The sequence below is a fragment of the Hymenobacter sp. YIM 151858-1 genome (assembly GCF_025979705.1).
Taxonomy (GTDB): Bacteria; Bacteroidota; Bacteroidia; order Cytophagales; family Hymenobacteraceae; genus Solirubrum.
In genome coordinates, this window is the sequence record NZ_CP110136.1 from 3,242,149 (window position 1) to 3,256,166 (window position 14,018).

The 14,018-nt window shown below is 55.2% G+C and carries 12 protein-coding genes; 9 read left to right on the top strand and 3 right to left on the bottom strand.

Annotated features, from left to right (window positions below):
* Window positions 1-106: 106 nt before the first annotated feature.
* From hemW to OIS50_RS14310, 4 genes are all read left to right on the top strand, one after another.
* The gene (gene hemW / locus OIS50_RS14295; protein ID WP_264691312.1) at window positions 107-1,252 is read left to right on the top strand and encodes a radical SAM family heme chaperone HemW; all 1,146 of its coding nucleotides are present in this window, start codon (window positions 107-109) and stop codon (window positions 1,250-1,252) included.
* Window positions 1,253-1,444: 192 nt separating this feature from the next.
* Window positions 1,445-1,885: a hypothetical protein gene (locus OIS50_RS14300; RefSeq protein WP_264691313.1), complete on the top strand. Its 441-nt coding sequence runs from the start codon at window positions 1,445-1,447 to the stop codon at window positions 1,883-1,885.
* Window positions 1,878-2,582 carry an alpha/beta fold hydrolase gene (locus OIS50_RS14305; RefSeq protein WP_264691314.1) on the top strand — a complete coding sequence of 235 codons (705 nt, stop codon included), beginning with the start codon at window positions 1,878-1,880 and terminating at the stop codon, window positions 2,580-2,582. The genes OIS50_RS14300 and OIS50_RS14305 overlap by 8 nt, the downstream gene beginning before the upstream one ends.
* Window positions 2,583-2,590: 8 nt before the next feature.
* Window positions 2,591-3,373, top strand: coding sequence for a cyclase family protein (locus tag OIS50_RS14310; protein WP_264691315.1), 783 nt, complete (start codon window positions 2,591-2,593; stop codon window positions 3,371-3,373).
* Between the two features lie 17 nt (window positions 3,374-3,390).
* Here the strand turns inward: OIS50_RS14310 and OIS50_RS14315 are convergent, their stop codons facing one another.
* From OIS50_RS14315 to rplU, 3 genes are all read right to left on the bottom strand, one after another.
* A complete protein-coding gene (locus tag OIS50_RS14315; RefSeq protein ID WP_264691316.1) occupies window positions 3,391-3,948 on the bottom strand; it encodes a hypothetical protein in 558 nt (185 codons plus the stop codon).
* 180 nt (window positions 3,949-4,128) lie between these two features.
* Entirely contained in the window at window positions 4,129-4,401 is a 273-nt protein-coding gene (rpmA, locus tag OIS50_RS14320; RefSeq protein WP_059071524.1) for a 50S ribosomal protein L27, read from the bottom strand.
* Window positions 4,402-4,509: 108 nt separating this feature from the next.
* Window positions 4,510-4,818: a 50S ribosomal protein L21 gene (gene rplU, locus OIS50_RS14325; protein WP_059071525.1), complete on the bottom strand. Its 309-nt coding sequence runs from the start codon at window positions 4,816-4,818 to the stop codon at window positions 4,510-4,512.
* 483 nt (window positions 4,819-5,301) lie between these two features.
* Here rplU and OIS50_RS14330 point away from each other — a divergent pair, with 483 nt between their 5' ends.
* From OIS50_RS14330 to OIS50_RS14350, 5 genes are all read left to right on the top strand, one after another.
* Window positions 5,302-6,264 (top strand): ribonucleoside-diphosphate reductase small subunit, encoded by a 963-nt coding sequence (locus OIS50_RS14330; RefSeq protein ID WP_264691317.1) that lies wholly within the window; start codon window positions 5,302-5,304, stop codon window positions 6,262-6,264.
* A gap of 86 nt (window positions 6,265-6,350) precedes the next feature.
* On the top strand, window positions 6,351-6,647 hold the full coding sequence (locus OIS50_RS14335; protein WP_264691318.1) for a hypothetical protein: 297 nt from the start codon (window positions 6,351-6,353) through the stop codon (window positions 6,645-6,647).
* A gap of 715 nt (window positions 6,648-7,362) precedes the next feature.
* Window positions 7,363-9,081: a CotH family protein gene (locus OIS50_RS14340; RefSeq protein ID WP_264691319.1), complete on the top strand. Its 1,719-nt coding sequence runs from the start codon at window positions 7,363-7,365 to the stop codon at window positions 9,079-9,081.
* A 451-nt stretch (window positions 9,082-9,532) separates the two neighbouring features.
* Entirely contained in the window at window positions 9,533-11,908 is a 2,376-nt protein-coding gene (locus OIS50_RS14345) for a ribonucleoside-diphosphate reductase subunit alpha (RefSeq protein ID WP_264691320.1), read from the top strand.
* A gap of 227 nt (window positions 11,909-12,135) precedes the next feature.
* Window positions 12,136-13,932: a hypothetical protein gene (locus OIS50_RS14350; RefSeq protein ID WP_264691321.1), complete on the top strand. Its 1,797-nt coding sequence runs from the start codon at window positions 12,136-12,138 to the stop codon at window positions 13,930-13,932.
* The last annotated feature ends 86 nt before the right edge of the window (window positions 13,933-14,018 follow it).

Below are 14,018 nucleotides of genomic sequence, written 5' to 3' on the forward strand. Positions count from 1 at the left end.
AAACACTCCCAGGCAGGCATTGGCAGCACCGCGGCAGGCAGCCCGGCAAGGCACGAACTCCAAAGTTCGCGCTACTGTTGCACAATCTTAGCACATCCTTTTCTCCGTGGCCGGACTCTACCTTCACATCCCGTTCTGCAAGCAGGCCTGCCACTACTGCGACTTCCACTTCAGCACCTCGCTGGGCCGGAAAGCGCAAGTAGTGCAGGCTTTGGTGCGCGAGCTGGAGCTCCGCCACGATTACCTGGGCAGCGCCGGCCTCAGCACCGTTTACTTCGGCGGGGGCACGCCCTCATTGCTTACCGAGGCCGAGCTACTCACGCTCTTCGAAGCTATTTACAAATACTTCGACGTAGCCGCCGACGCCGAAATAACCCTCGAAGCCAACCCCGACGACCTCAGCGCCCAGAAGCTGCGCGAGTTGGCGGCCTCGCCCGTCAACCGGCTCAGCATTGGGCTGCAGAGCTTCCACGAGCCGCACTTGCGCCTCATGAACCGCGCCCACTCGGCCGAGGAGTCGCGCCGCTCGGTGCAGCTCGCCCAAGATGCGGGCCTGAGCAACATCAGCATCGACCTGATTTACGGCGTGCCGGCCCCCGACCACCGCATCTGGCAGCACGACCTAGGGCAGGCCGTGGCCCTGGGTGTGCCGCACCTCTCCTGCTACGCCCTCACCATCGAGCCGCAAACCGTGTTTGGCCGTCGGCTGAAGAAAGGCACCTTCCGCGGCGCGCCCGAGGAGTTTGTAGCGCAGGAGTTCGAAATGCTGCTGACCGCCACCCGCGAAGCCGGCTACGAGCAGTACGAAATCAGCAACTTTGCGCAGCCCGGCGGCTACTCGCGCCACAACTCCAGCTACTGGCAGGGCGTGCCGTACCTGGGGCTGGGCCCCAGCGCCCACTCTTTCAATGGGCGCAGCCGGCAGTACACCGTGCCGAGCAACACCCAATACGTGCAGCAGATACTGGAGCACCACACGGTACCCGCTACCGTCGAGCAGCTTTCGGCCACCGACCGCGCCAACGAGTACCTCATGACGAGCCTGCGCACCGCCCAGGGCTGCAACCTGGCGTACCTGCGCGGGCACCTAGGCGTCGATCTGGCCACCGAGCGCGCCGCTTACCTGCAGCAGCTGCAGCACGATGGCTGGGCCACCATCAGCCACGAAACCCTGCGCCTTACCGACCGCGGCAAGCTCCTCGCCGATCAGATTACCCTTGAGCTGTTCCTGGAAGCTCCCGGGGCGGTATAGCCAGCAGCCACCTAGGCTTGCGTTGTACCCGCCGAGCGCTCCGCAAGGGCCGGCGGCGCTACTGCCTGAAGCTCAGCAATAAGCCTATTGGCCCAGCAAAATTTCTTGTTGCTGATTCGGCAAACAGCCGGCTTTTGCGTAAATCCAAGGGTATTTTGGCTTCTCCCATCAACCCCGTACCCGCTTCCCCGCATGCAACGCCTCATTGACGCCGTCGAATACGGTGCTGATTTCTTTGTGGAGGAAGTACAAGTGCGCGCCATTGTTTTCGACAACTCCGACGACGTGACGCTGTGGGCCACCACCGTGTTCGATGGCCAGACGTACTTTTTTCACCTAGGGCTGCCGTTTGCGCAGCTCGATTTGCTGCTGCGCCAGGCCGGCGTGCGCTCCGGCGAGCTGCAGGAAGACGTAGCCGATGCCCTGGCTACGGCCCCGCGCCCCTGCCTGCTCGAGTACACCGCCGAGGGCCACGAGCCCTTTGTGCTGCCCGACATTGCCCTGAAGCTTTCCTTCACGTACCCCGCCGACGAAGACGAGTTTGAGGACGAAGAGGACGAGGAAAGCGAAGAGCGCTCGGCCGCCGACAACGTGTTTTACCTGGAAGGTATTTACCGCCGTTTGGATGCCTGATTCCGCCGCGCCGCTGCCACCCGTTCTCTACCTCATTCCGGGCCTAGGTGCCGACGAGCGCATTTTTACGCGGCTGATACCCAGGCTGCGCGGCCACGTAACGGTACTGAACTGGCTGCCGCCCACCCACCCCGACGAGCCCCTGCCCGCCTACGCCGAGCGCATGGCCTCGGGCATTCCGCTCGATCAGCGCTGCTGGCTGGTGGGCGTGTCGTTTGGCGGCACAGTGGCCCTGGAAATGGCCCGGCTGCGCCCTCTGGCGCTTGTGGCGCTCATCTCCAGCATTCCCGGTGCCGATCAGCTTCCGCCCCTGCTGCGCATCATTCGGGCCACGGGCGTGCAGCACTGGGTACCGCCGCAGTTGCTGAAGCTGTTTCCGCGGGCCGGCCAATGGTACTTTGGCATCGGGGGCGGCGCCGAATACCAGCTGTTCAAGGAAGTACTACGCGACCAGGAGCCCCGCTACACCCGCTGGGCCATCCGCAGCCTGCTGCATTGGGACAGCCGCGACATCGGCCCGTGCGTGCAAATCCGCGGCACCCGCGACCGGGTATTCCCGGCTGGCCCGGCCAAAGTCGAGTACCTCATCGAGGGCGGCACGCACTTTATGGTTTACAGCCGCGCCGACGAGGTAGCCCGCATCCTGAACGAGCTGACGGCGGAGTTTACTGCCGAGCCGCCCGTTGTCAATACCTAGCCACTGCCATGCTTTCTGCTTCTATCCAGTACGGCGGCCGCTCGTTCGGTTTCAACCCTGCGGCGCCCATCAGCATTGCCCTGCCGCTGGCACCCGGCCCCCAGCAGGTTAACTGCTTTTGGGCCGAACCGGTGCAAATCGACGTCATTCGGGTGGGCGACTTTGTAGGCAGTGTGGCCGAGGGCGGCAGCACCAACTACAAGCGCGTGCACCTAACACCCCACGGCAATGGCACCCACACCGAGTGTTATGGCCACATCAGCCCCGATGCGGCAGCGCTGCCGGGCTGCTTAAGCCAATACCTGTTTGTAGCGTGGCTGATTTCCGTGGAGCCGCACTGCCGCCTGGATGGCGACCACGTGGTGGAGCTATCCGACGTGCAACCGCTGCTGCAGGCGGCTCCGGTGCCGCCCCAGGCCCTCATCATTCGCACCCTGCCCAACGACGAGAGCAAGCGCAGCCGCCAGTACTCGGGCCAAAACCCGCCTTACCTCTCGGCCGAGCTGGCGCAATACTTGGTTGACCAGGGCATCCAACACTTACTGCTCGATCTGCCCAGCGTCGACCGGGAGCTAGACAACGGCGTGCTCGCCGCGCACCACATCTTTTGGCAATACCCTGCCAACACCCGCCGGCAAGCCACCATCACCGAGCTAATCTTCGTGCCCGATGCGGTGCCCGATGGTTTGTACCTGCTCAACCTGCAGGTAACTGCGCTGGAACTTGATGCCAGCCCCAGCAACCCGGTGCTGCACGCCCTCACCGAAACCGATGGCTGGGCAGGGCATTAGCCCGCCGCTGAGGTTGTTTACCGCCAGCTTACCTTAAACCGTTTCAAGGCTTCTGGGTCGCTTTGCCGCGGCTGCTCGCGGGTAACAAACACCCGAATGGCCGTTGCAGGCTTGAATTTTCGTGCCAGCCCCATAATTATGCCGCATTCATAGTCGGGCGGGGCCGGGGTAAAGCATTCCACTATTATCTCGTGTCGTCCGGCCACAGTGCTGCGGTAATAACCAATGTTGCCACCCTGAATGTTGCACCGCAGGGCCGCATCCAGGGCTTCAATGGCTTGGGGCAACGAGCCAAGGCCGGCGGGCCACACGCACTGCTCCACTACTTCCAGGCCGGCTGCATACTGCGTTGTGCTCCCGTACTCCTCTCCTAGGTCGCCCAGCAGGTCTAGCCAGGCCTGCAGCGAGTACCAGGCGTTTCTGTCGGGATTGGCCGGGAGGCCGTGCTTTTTTAGCAGGTTTTGTGCTTGCTGCGGAATGCGAAACGCTTTCAGCACCACGCCTAGGGTGGCCCCGTTTACTTGCGCGCCGGCATCAACCACGAAAGAACTTGCTGCAGCCGTTGAAGTAATCATAGAACACAACTAGCGTAAGGAGGGATAGTAATACCGGGCGCGGCGAAAAAGGTTTTCGGCTTCGCGGCGCGTTTGTAGTTAATCCTCAGCCCAAACAACCAGCCACAACGTGGCACCAACCGCAAACACAAAAAGCCCGCCTGAACGGCGGGCTTTTCTGATGCTAGTTGCAGCAGCTACTTAAGCAGCTACTTCTTCAGCAGCCGGCACAACCGTTACGAACGAACGGTCTTTGCGGCCTTTGCGGAACTGAACCGTACCGTCGATCAGAGCGAACAAGGTGTGGTCTTTGCCAATACCTACGTTCTGACCGGGGTGGTGCTTGGTACCGCGCTGACGCACGATTACGTTGCCGGCAATGGCCAGCTGGCCGCCGTAAATTTTAACGCCGAGACGCTTCGAATGCGATTCGCGGCCGTTGTTGGAGCTACCTACGCCTTTCTTGTGAGCCATTTTATTTGAGCTGTTAGCTATTAGCTATCGGCTATTAGCTGAGGTTCTGAGAAAAAGCCCGGTTGGGAAAGCAAGCCAACGGCCAGAAGCCATCGGCCAACAGCTTTCTTAGCCGATGCTGTTGATCATTACTTTCGTGTAGTCCTGGCGGTGCGTATTGAGCTTCTTGTAGCCCTTACGACGCTTCTTCTTGAACACGATCTGCTTGTCGCCGCGAACGTGTGCGAGGATGGTGCCTTTTACTTTAACGTCCGACAGGAAGGGGGCGCCTACACTCAGCGTGCCGTTGTTGTCGGTCAGCAGTACGTTGCCCAGTTCTACTTCGTCGCCGACGTTGCCGGCCAGTTTGTGGGCGTACACAAATTTGTTGGCTTCGACCTTGGTCTGCTTGCCGGCTATGTCTACGATTGCGTACATCGGTTTTCCGCAGGTTTTCTGAAAATGGAAGGCAAAAGTACGAGTTCCATTTCACAATACCAAGCCTAACTCACTAATCCTCTTTCAGTCGGCTTAAAAACAAGCTCCGCTGCGGGTACAACAGTACCGCATAACGCGAGCACGTGATACAAAATAAGTGGATAACTTCTTTTGTCCACACGCCAAATGTGGATAACTTTTGCCTAAAGCATAGAAATCCACTATTGTTTTGGGTTTTGACGGGAAATCGGCAACAGCACAACCCCGGCCCGCTTAGCGAAAAATTAACAGACAAAAAAGCCAGAACGCACCTCGGCGGTCCGGCTGGCAGGGCTATCTTTGGTCTTCGCCTAGGTCGTTACGGGTCCGATTGTGGCCGGTCCAGGTCGAACAATTGCCCGCCCGTCGAGGTTGGCAGCTCAACCGCTGGCCCGGCACGGTGCCGGCTCTTCCTTGTCGTTTTCTCAACTGTTGCCCTAGCTCATGGAACCGCTTCTCGTTGAAAACCCCAACCGCTTCGTCCTCTTCCCTATTCAGAACGACGATGTGTGGCAGATGTACAAGAAAGCCGAGGCCTCGTTCTGGACGGCCGAGGAAATCGACCTGTCGCAGGACCAAAAGGACTGGGAAAACCTGAACGACGGCGAGCGGCACTTCATCTCGCACGTGCTGGCCTTCTTCGCAGCCTCCGACGGCATCGTGAACGAAAACCTCGCGGTGAACTTCATGCAGGAGGTGCAGATGCCCGAAGCCCGCTGCTTCTATGGCTTCCAGGTGATGATGGAAAACATCCACTCGGAAACCTACTCGCTGCTGATCGATACCTACATCAAGGACCCCAAACAGAAGGATTACCTCTTCAACGCGCTGGAAACCGTACCGGCCGTAACCAAAAAGGGCCAGTGGGCCATCAAGTGGATTAACTCGGAGAACTTCACCGAGCGCCTGATTGCCTTTGCCGCCGTCGAGGGCATCTTCTTCTCGGGTTCGTTTTGCTCCATCTTCTGGCTGAAAAAGCGCGGTCTGATGCCGGGCCTTACCTTCTCGAACGAGCTCATCTCGCGCGACGAAGGACTGCACTGCGACTTTGCCTGCCTGCTCTACGAGAAGTACCTCGTGAACAAGCTGCCCGAAACCCGCGTGCACGAAATCATCCGCGACGCGGTAAGCATCGAGCAGGAGTTTGTGACCGATGCACTGCCCGTGAACCTGATTGGCATGAACGCCCAGCTCATGTCGCAGTACATCGAGTTTGTGGCCGACCGCCTGCTGGTGGCCCTAGGTTACCGCAAGATTTACAACGCCACCAACCCCTTCGATTTCATGGAAATGATTTCGCTGCAGGGCAAAACCAATTTCTTCGAGAAGCGCGTGGGCGAATACCAGAAGGCCGGCGTAATGACCGACCGCGACCAGAACGTATTCTCGCTCGACGAGGATTTTTAATCGGCCACCGGCCGCTTAGCCAGAAAGCCCGGAGCTGCCGCTTCGGGCTTTTTGTTTGCCGCGAGCTGTGCCGTTATTTTTCAGTGATGCACAATATATCAAGCTCAGCCCCTGCCCAAGCCAATGCGGCCATTGATAAGTATTTGGGCATGTGGTGGAGAGATGAGAAGGCCGAAGCCATCAAAGCTGAGTTTGGCTGGGCTGTATATCAGTTGGTTTGGGAGGCCTACCAAACTGCTGTGAACACACCTGTTAACTGGGAAAAGGAAACCCTGGAAACAGCCACCCAACGAGTATTATCGGCTACGCAAGAGGCGCACCCTTGGCTAACCAAGCAAAGCCTGCTGACGCTCGGCAACTGCTTTGCTTATGCGTGGCGGTAACCTCGTGCCTGCCTCCTCAGCACGCTGCTACCCGTCCCCTAGGTTGCTTTTAGTATAACAACCTAGGGCAGGTGGGCAGCAACAACACCGCAGTTTACTCTTGCGGAACGCCTACTTAAGTGCATGCTCAGGCATATCGCCTGATGCCTTTCAGGACCTTGCTTTCGGATTGGAGCCAAAGGGCGTTCTATGAAACGAACTCCTCTTTTAGTGCCATAACCATCGCATATTTATAACTAATGCAATATATTTTAGCAACTATGGCATAATATTATGCCAGCAATATTTTACACGATTATTTATTTGTAAATCGCACCCCGTTTGTCGAAAACCCGTCGCCAATTGCGGCTGCAGTGTGCAACGGCAAATTGCTTCTAACGAGTTTCAATTACAACCACAGTTCCGCTATCGTTCTGTTTGCGACTATTGTTACACTGCAAAATTGCTGATGATATAATATTCAAATTTTCTGCCTCCGCGCACCTCCATTCCCTGGCTTAATTAACTATTAACCAACGTCTTCGGGCGGCAGGTAGAGCGCGTGCGCAAGGCTCCTGAATAATTTTTCCAGGCAATGCAACCATTGCCCATCGTTACGGCTCACTACGCCCAGATGCCCGCCCAAATTACTGTGGTAGTGCGGGTAGTTGATTAGTTCGTGCTGTTACTGCTGAAATAAATACGCCCCAGGCAATAAACGTTTGCTTCATTACTCATGCGACAAATCTTTACCAACAAACTCTTACTGCTAGCATTTCTCTTTACCCTTACCATCAGGCTTAGCGCCACGGCAGGAGACACGCTTGTAATTGCCCGTAATTTCTACCACGTCGACCACAAGAGCCGCCTGATTTTGGTTAACCAAAAGCCAGAGGTAATTAACCGCGAGTACAACGACGTGAAGAGCCACCTTGCGCTCGATGGCGTGTACACGTTTACGCAAGGCGTGCCCGAGGTAGACAATGGCACCTCCTACGAGGTAACGCGCGAAAACAAGCTGTACCAGCTGTATTTCACGCAGTTGCCGGTGGTGCGCATCAGCACCAAAAACAAGATTGTCGACAGCCCCAGTGTGTACGCTCAGTTTGCGCTCGACGAGGCCGACGGCAAAGTGACGGAGTCGTTTCTGAAAATTGAAATCCGCGGCAACTTCTCCCAAACCTTCCCCAAGAAGTCGTACGAACTGGGCTTCGTGAACGACACGCTGGCCGGGGCCTCGCGCGACTTGAGCCTGCTGGGCCTGCGCAACGACAACAAGTACAACCTGCAGGCCATGTACAACGAGCCGTTGCGCATCCGGAGCAAAACCAGCAACGAGCTGTGGCAGGAAATACACCAGATTTACTACAAAAACCTGGAGCCCGAGGCCAAAAACGGCATCGACATGGAATTTGTGGAGGTGTTCGTCAACGACGAGTACCAGGGCATTTACACCCTGAGCGAGCGGGTCGACCGCAAGCAGCTCAAGCTCAAGAAATACAACAACGGCATTACCGGCGAGCTGTACAAAGGCGAATCGTGGGATGGCGCCGTGACGTTTACGCTGCTCCCGCCCTACGACAACGCGAACGAAACCTGGGGCGGCTTTGAGTACAAGCACCCCGAGGAGAAAACCGACTGGAAGAACCTGTACGACTTCGTTGACTTCGTGAAAAACAGCCCGAAGCAGGAGTTCAACAGCACCTACCAGCAGAAATTTCACCTGGGCAACGCGGTCGATTATTTCATCTTCCTGAACCTGACGCGCGCCGGCGACAACACGGGCAAGAATATTTACATCGCCAAGTACAAGCAGGGCGAGCCGTACTACTACGTGCCCTGGGATTTGGACGGCGTATTTGGTACTGACTGGATGGGCCTCGATCAGCCCACGACCAACGATGTGCTCTCCAACGGTTTCTACGACAGGTTGCTGCAGGATTGCTCGTCTACCGGTTTCCGGAATGCGCTGCGTACCCGCTGGGCCGAGTTGCGCGCCACCGTTGTTACCGAGCAGAACATCATGGCCAAGTTCCGGGCCAACCACGACTACCTAATGGCCAACAACGCGTTCGAGCGGGAAACACGCACCTGGAACAGCTTTGAGCAAACGCCCGAGCAGCTTACCTACATCAACACGTGGCTGAAGGCCCGCCTCGCTTTCCTCGATGCCGAGTTCGGCCGCAGCTGCCTCGCGCTGGCCGCCCAGCCCAGCAAGCAAAGCCAACCGCTGAAGCTGTACCCCAACCCGGCCAGCGACTACCTGAACATCGAGCTGGACGCCACGGCTTCGGGCGAGCTGAGCATCCGCGATTTGAGCGGCCGCGAGGTGCTGCGCTCGGCCCTGCAAGGCAAGCAGCACAAGCTCCCCGTTGCGCACCTGCAAAAAGGCCTGTACGTGGTTACGCTGCGCAGCGCGGCCGAAGTGCGCACCCAAAAGCTGGTAATCAATTGAGCACCTAGGGCCAACCGGGCCCAGGCTGCGTTGCCAAACGGCCCGCCCTAGGTGGCGGGCCGTTTGCGTTTGCGAAGGGGCTGCCGGGCGCCTGGTAGCTGCGGCCCCGGGCCCGGCCCGCGGTGGGCCAGCCCCCGCCCGGCAAGCCCGGCCGGGGCACCTAGGGAGCTTACCAAATCCGGCGGAAATCAGCAACCCGATTTGGCCTGCTTTGGCGGCGGCTTGGGGCTTGTGGATAACTCCGGAAAATCGGGCCGGGCACGGGCGCCAGGCCATTGTGGAAAACTTTCTGCGGAGTTTGCTCTTGAGGTGAGCAAACGGGCCGAGTATATTCCGGTCATGATCGGCGCGGGCTTGGGAGAAGTTGATAGTTAGTACACTAATTCTTCGCTCCTGAGCCCGCGCCCGTGTATCTTCTTAACCTCCACACCGCTACAAGTTCGCACCGCCTATGTTGGTAATTAAACGCGACGGCCGGCGCGAGTCCGTCAAGTTCGATAAGGTTACGGCTCGCATCGAGAAGCTCTGCTACGGGCTGAACATGATCTACGTCTCGCCCATTGAGGTGGCCAAAAAGGTCATCGACGGGATTTACGACGGCGTAACCACCGTAGAGCTGGATAACCTGGCGGCCGAAACCGCCGCTTCGCTCACCACCAAGCACCCCGACTATGCCATCCTGGCGGCGCGCATTGCGGTGAGCAACCTGCACAAGGTGACCTCCAAGTCGTTCAGCTCGACGATGAAGCGGCTGTACACCTACGAGGACCCCAAAACCGGCGAAAATGCCTCGCTGATTGCCCGCGACGTGTGGGAGGTGGTGCACAAGCACGCCGCCCAGCTCGACTCGGCCATCATCTACGACCGCGACTACAACTACGACTACTTCGGCTTCAAAACGCTGGAGCGCTCGTACCTGCTGCGCCTCGACGGCAAAGTGGTGGAGCGCCCCCAGCACATGCTGATGCGCGTGGCCGTAGGCATTCACCGCGACGACATTGAGCAGGCCATCGAAACGTACAACCTGATGTCGGAGCGGTGGTTTACGCACGCTACGCCTACCCTCTTCAACGCCGGCACGCCCAAGCCGCAGCTCAGCTCGTGCTTCCTGCTCACGATGAAGGACGACTCCATCGAGGGCATTTACGACACGCTGAAGAACTGCGCGCTCATCTCGCAGAGCGCCGGCGGCATTGGCCTGGCCGTGCACAACGTGCGCGCCACCGGCAGCTACATCAAAGGCACCAACGGCACCTCCAACGGCCTCACGCCCATGCTGAAGGTGTTCAACGACACGGCTCGCTACGTTGACCAGGGCGGCGGCAAGCGCAAAGGCGCTTTCGCGGTGTACCTGGAGCCCTGGCACGCCGATATCTTCGACTTCCTGGAGCTGAAGAAGAACCACGGCAAAGAAGAGATGCGCGCCCGCGACCTGTTCTACGCCCTCTGGATCAACGACCTCTTCATGAAGCGCGTGGAGAGCAACGACCTCTGGACGCTGATGTGCCCCCACGAGTGCCCGGGCCTCGACACGAGCTGGGGCGAGGACTTCGAGAAGCTGTACCAGAAGTACGAGCGCGAAGGCCGCGGCCGCAAAACCATTAAGGCGCAAGACCTGTGGTTTGCCATCTTGGAAAGCCAGACCGAGACCGGCACGCCCTACATGCTGTTCAAGGACGCTGCCAACCGCAAGAGCAACCAGCAGAACCTAGGCACGATTAAGTCGTCGAACCTGTGCACCGAGATTATCGAGTACACCGACGCCGACGAAATTGCCGTGTGCAACCTGGCTTCGCTGGCCCTGCCCCGCTACGTACGCGAGGAAAACGGCCGCGTGTTCTTCGACCACCAGCGCCTGTTTGAGGTGACGTACCACGCCACGAAGAACCTGAACAAGGTTATCGACATCAACTACTACCCCGTGCCCGAGGCCGAGCGCAGCAACAAGCGCCACCGCCCCATTGGCCTGGGTGTGCAGGGCCTGGCCGATACCTTTATTGCGCTGCGCATGCCCTTCGAGAGCGACGAAGCCAAGGGCCTGAACGCCGATATTTTCGAGACCATCTACTTTGCCGCCGTAACGGCTTCGAAGGACCTCGCCAAGCGCGACGGCCACTACGAAACCTACCCCGGCTCGCCCATTAGCAAGGGCCAGTTCCAGTTCGATATGTGGGACGTGAAGCCCAACTCGGGCCGCTGGGATTGGGAAGCGCTGCGTGCCGAGGTGAAGGAGTACGGCGTGCGCAACTCGCTGCTGGTAGCTCCCATGCCTACGGCCTCCACGGCCCAAATCCTGGGCAACAACGAGTCGTTCGAGCCTTACACCTCCAACATTTACGTGCGCCGCGTGCTAAGCGGCGAGTTTATGGTGGTGAACAAGCACCTGCTCAAAGACCTGGTGAAACTGGGCCTCTGGAACGAGCAGATGAAGAACGACATCATTGCCGCCAACGGCTCGGTGCAGAACATCCCGAGCATTCCGCAGCACATCAAGGACCTGTACAAGACGGTTTGGGAAATCTCGCAGCGCACCATTATCGACATGGCTGCCGACCGCGGGGCTTACATCTGTCAAAGCCAGAGCCTGAACCTGCACGTGCAGAACCCGAACTTCGGCAAGCTCACCTCCATGCACTTCCACGCCTGGAAGCGCGGCCTGAAGACCGGCATGTACTACCTGCGCACCAAAGCCGCTGTCGACGCCATCAAGTTCACGGTGCAGAAGCAAGCCGCCGAAACGCTGGAGCCCGTGTACGCCGAGCAGAACCGCAACGATATGGCCTGCTCACTAGATAACCCGGACGCCTGCGAAGCTTGCAGCGCGTAAGAGGATTTATATATACGAAAAGACCGTCCTGCCTATGTGGAGGACGGTTTTTTCGTATAAAAAAAGAGTGCAGAAGTGAATCTGCACTCTTTAATATGATGGGGGAACGGTCACTATAGCCTCGTGACAAACGTCATCGTATCGGCCTAGCCCGTCCCCGAGCCATTCTAATTAAGCCCGTCTACCAAACTTTCGGTATCGGAACGCAAAAGTACGCACAAAGATTCATGGAGCAAGAAGATTTAAATAAACATTTTGTACTTGAGCGCCTATTTATAGGCTTTATGGAGGAGCTTTCAACCAACTCCACTATCGATAGTTACCGTGCAAAGTCAGCTAGTGCCCGCTCTGTGTTGAAAGAGTTGTACCAAGTATTAGCCGACTGGAAGGATAAGAAAATAAAGTCTCCTGATACTGTTATGGTCATCCGAGACGAACTAGCTGATTTTATAGAAACGGATGAGCATCTACGTTACGGCAAAATATCAAAACCTTTTTTTCAAGACCTTTTAAAGGAGCTGAAGGTGGAGGATGGTAAAAAAGAAGACAGTAAAACAATAAACATAGTAAATATTCAACAACTTCAGTATAATCTATACTATTTGTTGACAATTAACAAAGAGTATCACATCGATATAATCAAAGATATAGAAAAATGCATATTTTCTACTTACAATGATGAGCAAAGCTTTGTATTAGCTCAAAAGGCTCTTAACAAATATTGTAGCCTTTTAACATCAGACTTACTGAATAGCGGATATTCAAAAACGTTTATTAGAACATTCATCAAAACAGAGTTTGACAAAAGCAATTCCAGCAATTTTGGCCCTCGTTGGGAAAAATTTAAGGAGGTATTCTCTTACGAAAATCAGATTGACTATATTGTTGTATTTAAATTATTTGTAAACATCGAAAAGGTTTTAGATGCTGATTTCGGTCAAATGAAGGAAAGTATAGAAAGCCTCAAAGAAAAATACAGATTAAATGAAAACACGAAATTATCTAAGTTTCTTGATCAGCATGGTCTTGATAATTTTATACCAATAGAAACGAAGGCACTTGACAGATTCCAAGCGGCAAACAATGCCCGAAAAAAACTAACCATCATCCTTGATATTATTCATTTGATATATCCTCACAGCGCTCAGTCTATAAATAGCCAAGTGCTAGTAATCAACACTTATGACCATGAAGATGCACATTTGTTGAGACCTAATCCACAAGTAGATAATATACAAGCAAATTCTGAAACATATAGTAGTCTCATCAGCAAGCTTACAAGTATTCGAGAGAACAACTGCGTTCTAGAAGAAGTATCGGACAAGCTCTACTCATGCGTCAAACACCTTAGGCTGGCAACAGAAGCAGACGAAATGGAACAAAAGTTTCTAAACTGTTGGATCGGTCTAGAAAACATTTTTGCGAATTACAATATTGATTCTAGCACTTTTAAACGAATAAAGCAGCACTTAGTGAATGCTCATTTAGTTAGCTATATAAAAAGGAATATACATAATTTACATAAGACATTAACAAAAAGTACAATAAGAAAGCGCTTGCCCTTGTTTGACAAGGACGATATTACTTATCTAACTGACATACAAACCTATGATGCTATAATAGCATTAGAGAGCTATTATCCTTTGATAGCTTATAGAGCGAGATATTTGAAGAGTGTTTTATTTAATGGAAAGAGAAGAGTTACATATATAGAAAAACACAAACAAAACCTTGAAAGACATATTGTTAGAATGTATAGAATTAGAAATGAAATTGTGCATGATGCAAGATCTTCTTACCAGCTAGACACTATATACGCTAATCTCAGATATTATCTCACTTTCATTCTGAGTAAATGCGTAGAATTTTTTTCCGATTGCCAGCCAAAGCCAATCGAATTGCACAAGATTAGCATTGATGATTTCTTCTCGTACCAAGAATCAATACTTAAAAGCTTAAAAAAGCATGAATATGGAGTAGCGACTTGCGTCTGTGTTCCACATTCTGTGGATTTGTTTATTTGACTATATCAATGTAATACTGTGAACTACTCGCCCACAGTATTCTGAATCTTTGCGCTTCACGAAAAGGCACGAGTGACAAATTCGCC

Coding starts and splice junctions, on each gene's coding strand:
- OIS50_RS14300 (WP_264691313.1), top strand. CDS start 1,445: ATGCAACGCCTCATTGACGCCGTCGAATACGGTGCTGATTTCTTTGTG.
- OIS50_RS14305 (WP_264691314.1), top strand. CDS start 1,878: ATGCCTGATTCCGCCGCGCCGCTGCCACCCGTTCTCTACCTCATTCCG.
- OIS50_RS14310 (WP_264691315.1), top strand. CDS start 2,591: ATGCTTTCTGCTTCTATCCAGTACGGCGGCCGCTCGTTCGGTTTCAAC.
- OIS50_RS14315 (WP_264691316.1), bottom strand. CDS start 3,948: ATGATTACTTCAACGGCTGCAGCAAGTTCTTTCGTGGTTGATGCCGGC.
- rpmA (WP_059071524.1), bottom strand. CDS start 4,401: ATGGCTCACAAGAAAGGCGTAGGTAGCTCCAACAACGGCCGCGAATCG.
- rplU (WP_059071525.1), bottom strand. CDS start 4,818: ATGTACGCAATCGTAGACATAGCCGGCAAGCAGACCAAGGTCGAAGCC.
- OIS50_RS14330 (WP_264691317.1), top strand. CDS start 5,302: ATGGAACCGCTTCTCGTTGAAAACCCCAACCGCTTCGTCCTCTTCCCT.
- OIS50_RS14335 (WP_264691318.1), top strand. CDS start 6,351: ATGCACAATATATCAAGCTCAGCCCCTGCCCAAGCCAATGCGGCCATT.
- OIS50_RS14340 (WP_264691319.1), top strand. CDS start 7,363: ATGCGACAAATCTTTACCAACAAACTCTTACTGCTAGCATTTCTCTTT.
- OIS50_RS14345 (WP_264691320.1), top strand. CDS start 9,533: ATGTTGGTAATTAAACGCGACGGCCGGCGCGAGTCCGTCAAGTTCGAT.
- OIS50_RS14350 (WP_264691321.1), top strand. CDS start 12,136: ATGGAGCAAGAAGATTTAAATAAACATTTTGTACTTGAGCGCCTATTT.